This window comes from Dactylosporangium sp. NPDC051484 (assembly GCF_040689395.1).
Lineage (GTDB): Bacteria > Actinomycetota > Actinomycetes > Mycobacteriales > Micromonosporaceae > Dactylosporangium.
This window is the reverse complement of record NZ_JBFAZX010000063.1, coordinates 1-13,044: the sequence shown is the minus strand read 5'-3', so window position 1 is coordinate 13,044 and position 13,044 is coordinate 1. Positions and strand designations below refer to the sequence as shown.

Here is a 13,044-nt window from a genome sequence, read left to right as displayed (position 1 = left end):
ACCGCCCGCAACTCCGCGGTCTGGGCATCGGTCAGCATCACACCAGGATCAACGACAACCCGACATAACACAACCAGGATCACGCGACACTAGGGGCTGGAATCTGGTCATTCGTTCGCCTGACGCGAGTCATGCACGATAAAGAGTGTCTGGGCTAAGGTGTCCAGCAATGACTGGGTGATGTTGGCAAGCTCTGCATGGACGCGCACCTGGGCGGTAATGGCCTCCAGCGCGATACTCAGGCGTTCCTGTTCCTCCAGGGAGGGCACTGCGACCGGGAGTTTCGCCAGAGTGGTGATCGTGATGGCGGTCACCACCGTTCCGGTCGCGTGTCGCTTCATCCACTCACGGGATACCGGAGACGCCAGCGCGTGCGCAAGGTAAGAGGGGAGAATCCCGTCCTTAGTTCGTAGCCGGATCAGTCCGGCCGAGAAGAGCCAGCCTTGTTGTTCCGGGCTGACTCGCGCCACCCGCCCGAACTCGACAGTCCGGGCAACGACGAGATCGTCCACCTCAAGGCGATACCCGGGGAGCCTCCGGGCGAGCTCCTCCGACACGGCGGTAGGGGCAGTATCGGCGATGAACCCGTTCCTTAGGTGTTTCGGCAAGACGATACGAATGCCGTTCTGCCGCTGAACGTCCGCCCGAAGCTCGCTGCCCGATGGACCTGCCTTTAGGACACACAGCTCCCCCAGCGGCAGCGTACGCCAGCTGGTTTCCAGCCGTCGGGTGGCGTCGAGCGGTGCTGTCAGCTGCCGGACCTCGTCGTCGAGCAGATGCAGGCGTTTCATGAGCGCTGATGAGTGCTGCAGGAGTTCGGCGGTTCGCGCATGCTCAGATAGCTGGTCCGAGACTGATAGGGATGGTCCGACGTACGCGGCGGGGTTCAGCGCATGATCACTCACGCGGAGTTCCGCGATGGAAACGGAGCGCGCGAAGCCGAGTTCGCTCACCGGCTCCCCGCGCCGCCAGCGATCGTGGACAGCGATGATGCGGCCGGCGTCGTTGGCGGGGAGTGTCCGGACGCCCCGCGCAGCGTTCGTTCCCAGTTCGGTTGCATCGATGAAGAGAACATTGCCTGGCGTGCCGGACGGCTTCCGGAGCAACCACAGACTGACGGATATGCTTGTTCCCGCGAACAGCCGCGACGGTAGCCCGATCACACACTCCACCGCGCCGTCCTCGATCATCGCCGCTCGAATGGTGTGTTCTCGGATGTTCGTCGACAAACCGGCGTTATTTGGCATGATCACACCGGCTCGGCCGCCCGGTCCAAGCCGGGAGACGACGTGCTGCAGCCAGGCAAAGTTGCCGTTGTGCGTGGGCGGCGGTCCGTAGAGCCAGGAACGCGTTTCGACCACCCCTTCAGGCAGTCGCATGTTAAACGGTGGATTGGTGAAGATCAGGTCGTATTGCTGGTCCTGCGTCTGTGCGTCCCACCAGTAGCCGTCGTCGACGAGAGCGTCAAGGCCGTGCAGGCGCAGGTTCATCTGCGCGAGTGAGCGCAGACTGCGGTTAGGGTTCTGGCCAAGGATGAGCGACTCGTGCGGAGCGCTCGCCAGGCGCGTGGCCGCCTCGTCTAGAAACTCGCCGGTGCGGCAGAACGGGTCGTACATCCGCGTCGTCGCGGCGGAAGGCGCCAGCACGTCCACCGTCAGTTTGACGATCCCACGTGGCGTGAAGTACTCCTGCGCCCTGCGGCCTTGCGCCTGTGCATACTTCTCCATGAGATTCACCAACAGTTCGGCCGACGGTGGCCGGCCAGACGTCGGTCGTGACTCGTTTTCCAGTAGGCAGTGGGCTTCGTCGATGATGTGCATGATCGTCTTGGCGGGCCCCAACCGATCGATGGTGATGTCCCCGGGTGGGTCTGTCGGCGCCGACATGTCTCGGCTGCTCGCTTCTGCGGCCATCGTCCGCCGCCAGACGTCCTCAAGCAGGTGCCAACCCTGTTTGTCGCCAGCGCGAGTCTTGACGTCGGACCAGATCTGGGGACGCTGGGTACGGAGGTAGATCAGGAACGCCAGCCATGTGACGTCGTTGGGCTGGATCGGACCGTCCAGACGGTCCAACAGCCACTGGGCAGCTCTCGAGGCTGCAGGCATAGGCTGAGGCGGCGGTGTGGAGTCGGTAGGCCTGCTGAGGCCGAGAGTTCGGCGGAAACGAGTGCCGTAGTCCTGTCCGTCGGACTCGTCGTTCCGCAGCAGGTTCGTTGGAATCCGGCGTCCATCGAGCCAGGCGGCCACGGCCACCGCATTGAACAACTGCCGATCGCGGTCTAGTACCGGGCGGGGAAAGTCGTCGTACCGCCTCTCCCAGTTCGTCACTGCCGCACGTCCTACTCCAGCACAGCGCGCCACGTCGGCACGGCTGATCAGGATGGCGTCGCTGTATGACATAAACGCCTCAGAACCTGGGCGGCCGGGAGCCGTCACACACCGCTTGGCGGTGGCCGAGCACGGTAGGTACCCGATCCATCGCGAGGGACTCCTTCGCGGCGGTCGTATTGATAAAATTGATCAACCGGTAGATCTTTCGGTGGTCTGCTGCCAGATCCCGGTGATGAATGGGCTCATGATGCATGATCCGGTTGCGCAGCAGCCGCATCGCCTCGAGGTTGTCGTGGAGATCCCCGCGTCGGCCGTGGTAGTACGGGAACGCCCGGTGTAGGGTCGGTACCCACAGTTGGCGGTCGTACCGAGAGCCCCTGCTGTTGCTTAGTAGAGAGGTCCAGAATCCGAACGGCAGTTCGGCGATGATGTCGTCTGCAGCAACGTGGCGGGCGCCCCGCCGTCGGCACTTTTCGTGGGCATCTGTGACCATGCGCATGCCGCTGGCAGTCAGCGGCGCGTTGTCCCACCACGTGTCACGGGCGTAGGCCGAGCGGAGCTGGACGTCGAGCGCGTTGCGGAGGACGAGCTCGAGGCAGTGCAAGGGACCGTAGAAGGCCGCGGAGATCTCGATGTTCCACCAGTACAGCCGCTCGGCGGTGTTGGCGTCCTGGTTCGCGGCGGCTGTGTAGGCCTCGAGGCGAGGCTCCGAGAATGCGCTTCGCATCCACTCGGAGAACGAAGCGCTCATCGAGACCTTCTCTCAAGAGGTGCCAGCGGGGATGGGTTCGTGTTATCTTTGCTGCGTACGCCCCGGGTTCGCCTCTGCTCTGCATGCCACCCGGGGCACGGCTTTTTATCGTGCCCTTGCCTCAGCACCCGGCACTTGGGGCAAGGTTGTACTCCTAGCGTCGTCTGACAATAGACGTCAATGTTCCCGGGACGCAACTCCGTACTTTGTTGCGGGAAGATCTGTGTACAGCTCCGCGCCCTGCCGGGACGCGGGGTGGGGTAAGTGGATTAGAGTTTCCGTCGCCTCTTGAGAGATTTCTGAGTCCTCTAGAGTTTTCCACGTGCTCAACGGTTTATGCAAGCGTCAATCGGTAAGGACGTGCGCACCCGAGTGAACCCGGCGGCTCGCCGGGAGAGCACCGGACCTCAGACGGCCCGGACAACGTGCCGGGAGTGCCCATACCCTGCGCGAACGCGTCGCAGGTGGCTTCAGCTGCGGGTGGCGCCGATACCCATCAGGACCGCGAGGCCGAGAGCGCTACGGGCGGAGTACGGCTGGCGCCACAGCCCGCCGTGGGCCGCGGCGTAAGCCTCGTCCTGCCACGGGTGGTCGTGCACCGGACGACCGGCGTTGAGATCGTGGACGAGCAGCGCGGCCATGAGCGTGTTGCTGGTCGCCGGCTCGAAGATCTCAATGCCGAATCGGTGGGCGCCGGCGAACGCGGCGGCGAGGAGGCGGTTCTTCACCACACTGCGCGTGCGGGTGGCCGGTGCGACGGCGAATGACACCGGCACACCCGCGGCCCGTGCCTCGGCCGCCCGCCAGCGCTGCAGCCGTTTCCCGAGCGCGTAGTTCGGGCCCTGCTGCGGTACCAGACTGTCGTTGATCCCCGGATAGAGGCCGGGCGGATAGTTGCGGGTGAGCAGCCGGCCGGCGCTGAGCACTCGCAGCGGACGGCGGAACCGCCCGATGCCGGTCGCCGCCGCGTAGCGCTGGTTCGCCTCGTCGACGGCGCCGTCGGGCACGACGTACACGTCGGTCGGTGTCGCCAGGAACGCGAGCCCGAGGTCGGGTCGGCGCTCCCGCAGGCGGACGGTGAGCGCATCGACGGCCATCGCGACCCGGACATTGAGTGCCCCGTCGGCGTAGACGTAGTTGCCGAGCACGAGCCGCCCGTCGAGGCCCTCGATCCATTCGGCGACCCGACCGAGATCGTGCAGCAGGTCGGCGCCCCGTTCCTCGCCGGCCACCGGTAGGTGGAGGCGGCCCGCGTGCCGCTCGGCCAGGGCGGTCAGCCGCTGCCAGATCGCGGGCCGGGGCAGGTCGACGGCGACCACGTCGGCGCCCCAGCGCAGCAGCGCCCACAGCGGGCCCATCTCCGCGCCGGCGCCGAGGACGACGACGCGCTGCCCTGGCAGGGACAGCCACCCGGGGTTCGCGGCAACGGTCCTGACCGTGTCGGCGCAGGAGGGCTCGATCGCGCCGGCGGCGACCCAATGCCCGAGCTGCCGGTCGAGGTCTTCGCCGGCGAGGTGACGGCCACGGTACGGCACGATCAGCTCACGTTCCGGCTCCCCCCGCCCCGTGACGGTCACCGTCGCCAGCGGCGGACCACCCGCAGTGAACGCAGCGTCGAGGGATTCCTCGCCACCGTCCGGTTTTCCCCGGTACCGCATGCGCTCGTGCAGCGACGCGAGCCCGTCGCGGGCGATCCTCAGCGCCGCGTCGCGGGACGGCAGCCCCGCCTCGACAAGTCGCCGGAAGTGCACCAGGTAGTCGTGGCGCCAGTCGGTCGACGCCTCGGCACCTCGGGCCCCGACCGGATCGACACCGCGCAGCGCGTCGGCCACCACCGTGCGCCCCAGCGCCGAAGTGCTGGGCCTGCCATCGACGCTCGGGACGACCACACCGGTCGGGTACACATTCGGCACGTCGGCCAGTCTGCCAGCCGACGGCCCGCCGGGTCCGTCGGCTTGGGACAACCCGCCGCCACCGACTGGACCAGTGGCTGACGGGGGTTCAACGCAGCGGGGGCGCTCTCACGCCTCACTCCACTCGTAATCCAGGGCGCTCGCGCGCCTCAAGCACCCATTCGGGCTCGCGTACCATGCCGAGGTCGATGCCTTGCCGGCGCTCGACGTAGAAGAAACCATCGTCAGTGTCCGGTTCGTAGTGCACAACGGTGTTGTCCTCCCGCCGACTGCGCAGCCAGCCGTCCAGCCGCCGGGTATCGAGATCCGGGATCGGCTCGCCCGCAAGGCGGCGACCGTAGCGCCGGAGCATCTGGATAGCGTTCTTGTAACGGTGCTCGGGGAGCACCTCCCACGGGATGACCACCGTGTCGCGGACGATGCGAGGCTCGATCCGGTGGCGACGCCGGAAGTTCCCGAAGGTGCTCGGGACAACCTCGATGCCGCGTGCGGCCTTGAACAGCTCGACCATCTCGTCGTACGTCTTACCTTCGCGGAACCAGCCCATGACCATGGGTTCGTCCTCGGGCTGAATCTTCTTCGCTACCATCGTCATCCCTTATTCACCGGTTCGCGCAGGCTCCATGCTTTCGCCTCGTCTCCTGCCGCCTGGCGTATGTGAAAGTAACTGACTGCCTTATGTCTGTTAGCCTTCACGTTATACCGTTAGTAACACGTAACGGACAAATTCACACCGATCATAGGGTTGATCATGAAGATCGAGCACGTAGTTTGCGACGTCTGTCACGACATGCCGGTCAAGACCTACAGGGTCACGCACGCGGGGCGGGTCCGCTCGACAGATCTCTGTGAGGAGCACGGCAAGCCGTTCGCCGAGCTGTTCAACGACGGCTACGAGGAGGCGAGGCCGCCAAGGGCGGCCAGGACGCGCGGCGGCCCCCGCGTCCCCCGCGTAACGACCATGGAAGAGATCGAGAAGCTCAAGCAGGACAGAAGAAAGCCGTAAGACCCGCAGGCACGGCGAACGCAACCTGTTGGGGCTACCCGTCCACGGCCTGCCCGGTGGCTGCGCTGCCGGCGGACGCCACTGTCCGGTGCTACGGTGGGCCGCCCTTTGGCAGACGAATGGAGTCACGCGAATGGCAGTGACCGACGATCGGCTGTCCGTCCGGGCGCGGTGGGCCGACGCCGTGGCCGTTCTCGCCGTGGTTGTCGCCGTGATCCTCGGCGCTCGCCAGCTTCGTCCGCTTGCCGCGGCGGGAGCCTTCCTCGCGCGCACGGGCGAGATGGTGGTAGCCGTGCCGGCATCCACCTGGGTCCGTGCCGCCGTCTGGGCCGCGATCAGCGGTGCGGTCCTTCTGCGGTGGCGGATCGCTGCGGTACTGGGCGCCTGGGCAGCCGTGTCGTACGAGATCGTGGTGGCCGCACTGCGCATCAACGGCGGCCGGCGCTACGGCTTGCCGCTTGACCTGCTGGCGTGGCCGCTGCTGCTGGCGGTCACCGCCGCGCTGCTGTTGAGCGTGTCCACTCCGGTCCGTCACGGCCTAGACCTGCTGGGGCGCCGTGGGCGTTGGCTGCTTGCCGGCGCGGCCACGGTCACCACGCTCACGGCGACGGCGATTCCCCTTCTGGGTGAGTATCACCGGCCGCCACCTGAGGATTCCATCGACCCGGGATTCAACATCGTCTTCTCCGTAGCGTCGCGGCTCGCCAGCGCTGTCGCCGGCGTGACGTTCACCGTCGTGCTGATCCTCGTCGTGGCCACGGTCAGTTGGCTCGACCGGTCCGTCCGGGCCCGGGTGTACACCCTTATCGCAACGGGTGCGGCAGTGTTCACCGGCATCCAGTCCGGCCTGCCGTTGCCGTTCGGTATGTCAACCGTGCCGGCGTTGTCGCGACCCGCCCAGGCCGTGCTGCTCGTGGTGGGGCCGTGCCTCGTCTTCGGCGCCGGCCTGTTGTTGATCCGGTTCAGCCGGCGGCCCGCGTTTCAAACCTGGTCGGGATGATCCACTACGATTCGCCCATGGCCGCATCGGCTCACAGTGCACGTAATCTGCCCAGCCAGGCTGACGAAGACCGGTTCTGGACGCTGATCGAATCCGCCTGGAGCCGCGTAGGTTCGGCGGCGGCGAATGTCCGGCAGGTACTGACCAACCGGAACCCCGACGATGATGACCTGGACCTGTACATCTTCGATCCCTGGCTCGACGCGTTCCTGGACAGCCTGCGCGGCGAATGCGCGAGCCTGACGAGTCAGGACCTCACCGATCTGGACCGTGTGCTCGAACGGAAGTTGTACGACATCGACCGGGCCGACATCCAGGAGGTGACCGACGGTTCGGATGACGGGTTCCTGTACTGCCGAGGTTTTATCGTCGCACTCGGCCGGGCGTTTTACGAAGCGGTGGCAGCCGACTCGGCGATGGCGGTACCCGATGCGGAGTGCGAGGGGATGGGCTATTTCTTCGCTCGCCTGCACCACGAACGATTCGGCACGTTTCCAGACACCGGATCGGGCATCTCGCGGGAGTCTTGCAGCAACCCCGTTGGCTGGCCCGACTGAATTGTTGCGTTCGTCGGCCCGGACCATTTATGCCGGCCTGGTCGAACCGTACCCCGGCCCGAGCGCAGATCCCTCGGTCGCCCGTGCCCTACCGGAACCCGGAATGGGTCGGCCGGAGTGATGGGATGACGACCTCTTCGGCCAGCGATGTTGCCCCCGTGCCGTGCGGTGTCCGTTCGTTCGGATGGTGACCCTCCAAGCGCGCACCGGCACGATGCCTACGGTTGTGTCACGGGATGCGTCGAGGGGTTCGGAGGTCAACTTGGGAATCGTCATTTCCCTGATTTCGGGTATTTTCAGCCTGACGATCGCCATCATCAAGGGATTCATATCGATCATGGTCGCGTTGATTCGCGCCGTTTCCAGGTAGGCGGTCGACGGACCAAGGGCTCGTCAGGCGTTCGCTGAACACTTGTCCTGAGGCTGCGATCGTGCGGTCGCTGCTGCCGGGATGTCGCTCGGCCTGATCGGCAAGTGCGCAGAGCTGGCCGTTCACCTGGTCATCGGTCACAGCCCGGGCGGGCCAAGGCTGATCCACTCGCTCGCGCCGGGAATGCCGATCTCCGTGATCGCGGTGACGAGGACCTGAGTTCGGGTGCCCGTGACGACCCAGCTGTCAGCGAGTCCGGTTGATCCCGGGTCGCGCGCGACGCCGGAGGTCGCGGTGCTGTGATCGTCGGCGGGCCGTCCGGCCGGGAGATGACTGCCCAGGACGGGGCGATCGCGGCGGCGCTCCGTGATGAAGGCCGCGAACGCGGCCTCCTGGGATGTTTCCACCGCGAGCACTCCTACGCCCTACCTAGGGCGGCAAGCAGATTACCCTCCGTGTCGACCGGCGCGCCGATCGTGTCAATGATCGTGTGCCTGGCACTATCCTTGGTAGTGTCGGCGGTATGACCATGAGCATCTCGATCACGCTCGACGACGAACTCGGTGCGGCGCTGAACGCGGCTGCGGCTGGCGGCAACCGGTCGTCGGTGGTGGCTGAGGCTGTTCGTGAGTACCTGGACCGCAAGGCTGTGGCTGCCGCGGCAGTCTGGCATGCGTCCCTTGAGGGCGAGGACGCTGCTGCGTTCGCCGAGTTCAACGCCGCGTGGTAGTCCGGACCGCGCCACTGTCGCGAGGCGACGTTGTCGACTACGCCCTCGGCAGCAGGCGGATTCGTGTGCTTGTTGTCAGCGCCAATGTGTATTCGGAGGCGTATCCGGTTGTGGTGCTGATCCACGACCGAGCCGATGGTGATGTGCCTGGCATTCTGTTGCCCTTGCCGGCGGAGCTTGCGGGTGGTGGCACAATCGACCTGTCGCGCATCCGTTTCGGGGACCCGGCCGCGTTCGGTCACCGCCACGGTCGGATTTCAGCCACCCTGGCGAGCCAGGTCGACCGTGGGCTCCGTCGGCTGCTTGCGCTTTAGCGGCCAACCGCAGCGATACCACAACACACCGCACCAGATCACATCATTCGGGAATCCGCACCGGCGGTCCATGGGGACAGCGGTTGCTTGTTCCCGCCGTGCCGAACATTCGGCGGACATGCCGCCGGGCCGTGCGCGGCATTGCCGAAAGACGGCCGCGATACACCGGCGGCCGTGCATTGCCGCCGACCATTCGACGCGTTGCCGGGCCGGCGGGCCGGCGCAGCTGTGGCGGGTGCGGCTTTCCCCGGACGAGCGTGGATGCGCGACGACGCTTCCGGACAGGGCCAGGCCGCCCGTCGCCGTCCACCTGGCGCGGCGCGGGACCGCAGTCGCTTGCCGCAGGGCTGCCCGTGGAACGTCGTGCCTCGTCAGGTCGTTCCTGGTCAGGCGGCGTGACCGGCGGAGGCGGCGAGGGCGGCACCGGCCCATCCACCGATCCGCCGCGCTGGTCGCTGAGCACCGGCGGGGCGTCACCACGCAGACGGCGCAGCTTCTCGGCGGCCGCCTGGCCAGGCCCCATTCCCGATGCCGAGCATGCTCCCGGCGGAACTGCTCATTCGCCGGACAATAACGACGCGACCTGGTCCGGTCACGCATGGCAGCCAACTCCGTCTTCGAAAACAACTGCAGCTGCCCCATGGATATGATTATCCCAGAATGCGACCGAAACCGCCGCCACGAATGGCAGTCCATCATGAGGTGATCTCAACGAGAATGGCTGCGAAATCGGGATGACACGCCCGGATCATCCGCACTGGACAATGATGGGTGGGGCGTGGAACCCTCGGCGAGACCTACGCGGTTCTCGCCGAGATCACCTCACTGACCGGTGCCGGGAAACGCGCCGGCGGACTGGTTCCAGCCGGGGCGGCGACGACCAGCGTCTGGGTAGAGGTTCAACCGTCGCGGCGGATTCGTGCCGCATCGGTGCGATCATGGGCGTATGACGGCGTGGCGGGACGTCGAACGGGCGGTGCCTGAGTTCGCGCACCGGGTGCGGACGCTGTTCGACGCGCACAGACACAAGACCATTGCCACCCTGCGTTCCGACGGGTCGCCGCGGATCTGCGGGATCGAGGCGGGCTTCGAGGACGGCGAACTGGTCTTCGGCTCGATGCCGAACGCGCGCAAGGGCGCGGATCTCCGCCGAGATCCGCGGTTCGCCCTGCACAGCGCCACGGTCGACCCGATCGAGGGCGGCGAGGCGCTGTGGCCGGGCGAGGCGAAGATCTCCGGCCGTGCGGTCGCCGCCGCGGCGATCACCGAGGGACCGGACGGCGACATGTTCCGTGCCGACATCGCCGAGGTCGTGCACACGCACCTCAACGACGAGGCCACGCGGCTCGTCGTCGAGTGGTGGACGCCCACCCACGGGCTGCGAAGGGTCGAGCGCGAGTAACCGTCGGCGTAGGACCGCTCCTGCGGCGAAAGCGCGGGACGGTCAGGAAAGCACGACGACCATCTTGCCGCCGGCCTCGCCGGCCTCCATAACCCGATGTGCCTTGCGGATCTCGGCGAAGCCGAACACGTGTGACGGCTTCGCCTGCAGCCGGCCCGCCGCGACGTCCGCCGCGATCGCCTGCAACGGTACGTCAGACAGCGGGAATCCGGGTTTGCCGAACACGAAGCTGCCGAAGAAGGTCAGGTAGACCCCGCTGGCCATCTGCAGCAGGGGGTTGAAGTCGGCGATCGGGTCGAGACCACCCAGCCAGCCGGCCAGGCAAGCCCGGCCGCCACGGCGCAGCATGTCCAGCGAGTCGAGGATGGTGCTGTTGCCGACCAGGTCGAGCACCGCGTCGAGCCGCTTGGCCTCGGCGATCCGCGCGGAAAGATCCGGCCGCTCCAGCTCGACGCGATCCGCGCCGAGTTCCTCCAGCATGGCGAAGCGCTCGCGCTTGCGCGTGGTCGCGATCACTCGCACGCCGGCGTTCACCGCGAGGTTGATGGCGGCCTGGCCGAGCGAGGACGTACCGCCGCGGATGACCAGCGTCTGCCCTCGGGCGATCTCCAGGTTGCGGAACAGGCAGGTCCACGCGGTCGCGTAGGTCTGCGGAATCGCGGCGAGGTCGGCCCAGGCAAGATCCGACTCGATGAGCGCGACGTTGGACGCCGGCGCCCGGGTGTACTCGGCGTAGCTTCCGTTGATGGTGCGACCGAGGCCGCCCATCAGCGCCGCGACCTTGGCGCCGACCGGAAACTCGCCGCCGGGGCAGGCCTTCACCAGCCCGACGCACTCGATGCCGCTCACCGGCGCGGCCTCGGCCCATTCGCCCCGGCGCATGTGCATCTCGGCGTGGTTGATGCCGAACGCCTTGATCTCGATGACGACCTGACCGGGCATCGGCTCGGGCTCCGGCAGGTCCCTGTACACCAGGCAGTCGGGTCCACCGAACTTGTCGATGACGATGGCACGCATCACGGCACTTCCGGGAGCGGGGCGACGGGCTCAGCCGCGCTTCCCGTGAACGCCCGGGCCAAACGCCGCTTGGCGGGTGAGGCGCAGCCGGGTCAGCGCGGTGCCGTGCCGAGCGCGATCTGCACGGCACTCACCAGCACGGCGACCACGAGCGCGACCGCCGGGCGGATGGAGGACTCCTCCATGCTCACCGAGCCGGTGAAGCCGGCACGGTCGCCGATCTGCCCCAAGCGCTGGTGGGCCGCCGCGGCGTCGGCGCCGGTCAGGCCGAGCGCGGGCGTCATCCGCACCGCCGCGACGAGCGTCGCCAGCGCCGCCGTCCGCTCGTCGGGCAGCTCGTCCCCGATCAGCGCCCGGCTCAGGCGGGCCCGGACATCGGCCTCCACCGTCGGGTCGACGGTGGGGTACCGGTGGACATGGATGAAGCCCATCGTGGTCTCGTCGACGTCGCGGACCACGCCGCGGTCGCAAAGGTCGGCAAGGACCCGGTCGCGCAGCCCGTGGCGCAGCCGCTGGACCCAGGAGGCGGGCGAATGCGGCGTGTCGGCTGCGACGCGGGCCAGCACCTCGTCGGCGATCGGTTCGCCGATCGGCGACGGCTCGGTGACGACGATCGTTCCGTCGACATAGACGATCCTGCCGGCCAGCGCCAGCTCGACCAGCACGGCGGCGGCCATGCCCAGGTCAAGACCGATGTGGGAGCCGGTGGCCTTCCCCGACTCGTCATCGTAGGCGAGCAGGAGCAGCTCCTCGGCCAACGCAATGGAACCCATGGCCTGGAACGTTAGCGCACGCCCGCCCGAATCGAGTCCGCCTCCGAATCCCGCACCACACGTGCGCCGCGTCGACGCCAATGCGGACCCCGGCGGCCTCTGCTCGGGCTGCCGTTGAGCAGCGACGAGATCCGGTGCATGCTCGGCAAAGTTGTCTTTATCGGACGGATCGCGCCGGGCACGTGCTGCACTGGTCCGGTTGGCGCCGCAACCGTCAAGCGCAAGTGCAGTGAACCACGCTGCTGAACGAGGGGTGCTGGGAGATCGCCCGTCAGCGCGTGGTTGGCGTCGTCGTGGTGGTCATGAAAACGATGACCATGACGATCGACGAGACTATCCCGAGACAGCCAAATACGAGTCCCGTCATCGCCTTGCCGTGTTCATTTGCGTTGCGCAATCCAGGCAAACTCAGCACGACCGCGGCGATGCCAAAGAGACCTCCAATACCAAAACACAGCGCCAGAGGAATGGATGCGATAGCCAGTGTCAGTGACGCGATGGTGGTCGTGCGCGCATTATTATGAGGCGCGGTCGTCAGTGCGGTCACTGGCGCGGTCATTGGCGCGGATGGGAGCGGTGACGTCCTGGGATCCCAGTGGAACCGCGCTGGAAGATCCGTAAGCTGGCCCAGTAGCTCGTGTGCCGTCTTCGCGGAGGTCACGATGTTCATTCGCTGGTCGAACTCGGACAGGTCGATATAGCCCTCCTGAACGGCCTTGCTCAGGAGGTCGAGGACATGAGTCCGTTGTGCGTTCCCGACCCGTTCGTTCATCCATCCGGTATCCCCTAGGGCCTGTCTGACGGATCTTGTTGGGCGGTAGTGTTCTCCCTCATGGCGGTTGATCTCTCTGATGCGGAGTGGTCTCGGCTGGCGCCGTTGT

At 66.8% G+C, this 13,044-nt stretch carries 14 protein-coding genes; 5 read left to right on the top strand and 9 right to left on the bottom strand.

All coding sequences use genetic code 11. The features are described from left to right. Positions 1-107: 107 nt before the first annotated feature. The 4 genes from AB0367_RS37995 to AB0367_RS37980 all read right to left on the bottom strand — a co-directional run bounded on the left by AB0367_RS37995 (position 108) and on the right by AB0367_RS37980 (position 5,583). Positions 108-2,327 (bottom strand): N-6 DNA methylase, encoded by a 2,220-nt coding sequence (locus tag AB0367_RS37995; RefSeq protein ID WP_366231372.1) that lies wholly within the window; start codon positions 2,325-2,327, stop codon positions 108-110. Between the two features lie 79 nt (positions 2,328-2,406). Beyond that, a complete protein-coding gene (locus tag AB0367_RS37990; protein ID WP_366231371.1) occupies positions 2,407-3,081 on the bottom strand; it encodes a hypothetical protein in 675 nt (224 codons plus the stop codon). A 470-nt stretch (positions 3,082-3,551) separates the two neighbouring features. Further along, positions 3,552-4,994, bottom strand: a complete 1,443-nt coding sequence (locus AB0367_RS37985) for a hypothetical protein (RefSeq protein WP_366231370.1) — start codon at positions 4,992-4,994, stop codon at positions 3,552-3,554. Between the two features lie 115 nt (positions 4,995-5,109). Next, positions 5,110-5,583, bottom strand: coding sequence for a hypothetical protein (locus tag AB0367_RS37980; RefSeq protein WP_366231369.1), 474 nt, complete (start codon positions 5,581-5,583; stop codon positions 5,110-5,112). Between the two features lie 162 nt (positions 5,584-5,745). Between AB0367_RS37980 and AB0367_RS37975 the strand changes: the two genes are divergently transcribed. The 3 genes from AB0367_RS37975 (at position 5,746) to AB0367_RS37965 (ending at position 7,557) form a co-directional block, all read left to right on the top strand. Further along, positions 5,746-6,000 carry a hypothetical protein gene (locus AB0367_RS37975; RefSeq protein ID WP_366231368.1) on the top strand — a complete coding sequence of 85 codons (255 nt, stop codon included), beginning with the start codon at positions 5,746-5,748 and terminating at the stop codon, positions 5,998-6,000. A 133-nt stretch (positions 6,001-6,133) separates the two neighbouring features. After that, entirely contained in the window at positions 6,134-7,000 is an 867-nt protein-coding gene (locus tag AB0367_RS37970; RefSeq protein WP_366231367.1) for a hypothetical protein, read from the top strand. 17 nt (positions 7,001-7,017) lie between these two features. Then, positions 7,018-7,557 (top strand): DUF4240 domain-containing protein, encoded by a 540-nt coding sequence (locus tag AB0367_RS37965; protein WP_366231366.1) that lies wholly within the window; start codon positions 7,018-7,020, stop codon positions 7,555-7,557. 229 nt (positions 7,558-7,786) lie between these two features. Here the strand turns inward: AB0367_RS37965 and AB0367_RS37960 are convergent, their stop codons facing one another. Continuing rightward, the gene (locus AB0367_RS37960) at positions 7,787-8,068 is read right to left on the bottom strand and encodes a hypothetical protein (protein ID WP_366231365.1); all 282 of its coding nucleotides are present in this window, start codon (positions 8,066-8,068) and stop codon (positions 7,787-7,789) included. Further along, on the bottom strand, positions 8,065-8,334 hold the full coding sequence (locus tag AB0367_RS37955) for a hypothetical protein (protein WP_366231364.1): 270 nt from the start codon (positions 8,332-8,334) through the stop codon (positions 8,065-8,067). Before AB0367_RS37955 ends, AB0367_RS37960 begins: the two co-directional genes overlap by 4 nt. Positions 8,335-8,450: 116 nt before the next feature. On the opposite strand from AB0367_RS37955, the gene AB0367_RS37950 reads away from it, so the two are divergent. Next, positions 8,451-8,657: a hypothetical protein gene (locus tag AB0367_RS37950; protein WP_366231363.1), complete on the top strand. Its 207-nt coding sequence runs from the start codon at positions 8,451-8,453 to the stop codon at positions 8,655-8,657. Between the two features lie 1,260 nt (positions 8,658-9,917). After that, positions 9,918-10,373 carry a pyridoxamine 5'-phosphate oxidase family protein gene (locus AB0367_RS37945; RefSeq protein ID WP_366231362.1) on the top strand — a complete coding sequence of 152 codons (456 nt, stop codon included), beginning with the start codon at positions 9,918-9,920 and terminating at the stop codon, positions 10,371-10,373. Between the two features lie 42 nt (positions 10,374-10,415). Here AB0367_RS37945 and AB0367_RS37940 read toward each other — a convergent pair whose 3' ends face one another. From AB0367_RS37940 to AB0367_RS37930, 3 genes are all read right to left on the bottom strand, one after another. Beyond that, positions 10,416-11,390: a zinc-binding alcohol dehydrogenase family protein gene (locus AB0367_RS37940; RefSeq protein ID WP_366231361.1), complete on the bottom strand. Its 975-nt coding sequence runs from the start codon at positions 11,388-11,390 to the stop codon at positions 10,416-10,418. Positions 11,391-11,482: 92 nt separating this feature from the next. Beyond that, positions 11,483-12,163: a GPP34 family phosphoprotein gene (locus AB0367_RS37935; RefSeq protein ID WP_366231360.1), complete on the bottom strand. Its 681-nt coding sequence runs from the start codon at positions 12,161-12,163 to the stop codon at positions 11,483-11,485. Positions 12,164-12,434: 271 nt separating this feature from the next. Continuing rightward, positions 12,435-12,935 carry a DUF1707 domain-containing protein gene (locus AB0367_RS37930; protein ID WP_366231359.1) on the bottom strand — a complete coding sequence of 167 codons (501 nt, stop codon included), beginning with the start codon at positions 12,933-12,935 and terminating at the stop codon, positions 12,435-12,437. Positions 12,936-13,044 lie beyond the last annotated feature (109 nt).

Bases quoted from the DNA above. Each gene is read 5' to 3' on its own strand.
- AB0367_RS37940 (WP_366231361.1), bottom strand. From the start codon at position 11,390: ATGCGTGCCATCGTCATCGACAAGTTCGGTGGACCCGACTGCCTGGTG.
- AB0367_RS37950 (WP_366231363.1), top strand. From the start codon at position 8,451: ATGACCATGAGCATCTCGATCACGCTCGACGACGAACTCGGTGCGGCG.
- AB0367_RS37975 (WP_366231368.1), top strand. From the start codon at position 5,746: ATGAAGATCGAGCACGTAGTTTGCGACGTCTGTCACGACATGCCGGTC.
- AB0367_RS37970 (WP_366231367.1), top strand. From the start codon at position 6,134: ATGGCAGTGACCGACGATCGGCTGTCCGTCCGGGCGCGGTGGGCCGAC.
- AB0367_RS37935 (WP_366231360.1), bottom strand. From the start codon at position 12,163: ATGGGTTCCATTGCGTTGGCCGAGGAGCTGCTCCTGCTCGCCTACGAT.
- AB0367_RS37990 (WP_366231371.1), bottom strand. From the start codon at position 3,081: ATGAGCGCTTCGTTCTCCGAGTGGATGCGAAGCGCATTCTCGGAGCCT.
- AB0367_RS37930 (WP_366231359.1), bottom strand. From the start codon at position 12,935: ATGAACGAACGGGTCGGGAACGCACAACGGACTCATGTCCTCGACCTC.
- AB0367_RS37965 (WP_366231366.1), top strand. From the start codon at position 7,018: ATGGCCGCATCGGCTCACAGTGCACGTAATCTGCCCAGCCAGGCTGAC.
- AB0367_RS37980 (WP_366231369.1), bottom strand. From the start codon at position 5,583: ATGGTAGCGAAGAAGATTCAGCCCGAGGACGAACCCATGGTCATGGGC.
- AB0367_RS37945 (WP_366231362.1), top strand. From the start codon at position 9,918: ATGACGGCGTGGCGGGACGTCGAACGGGCGGTGCCTGAGTTCGCGCAC.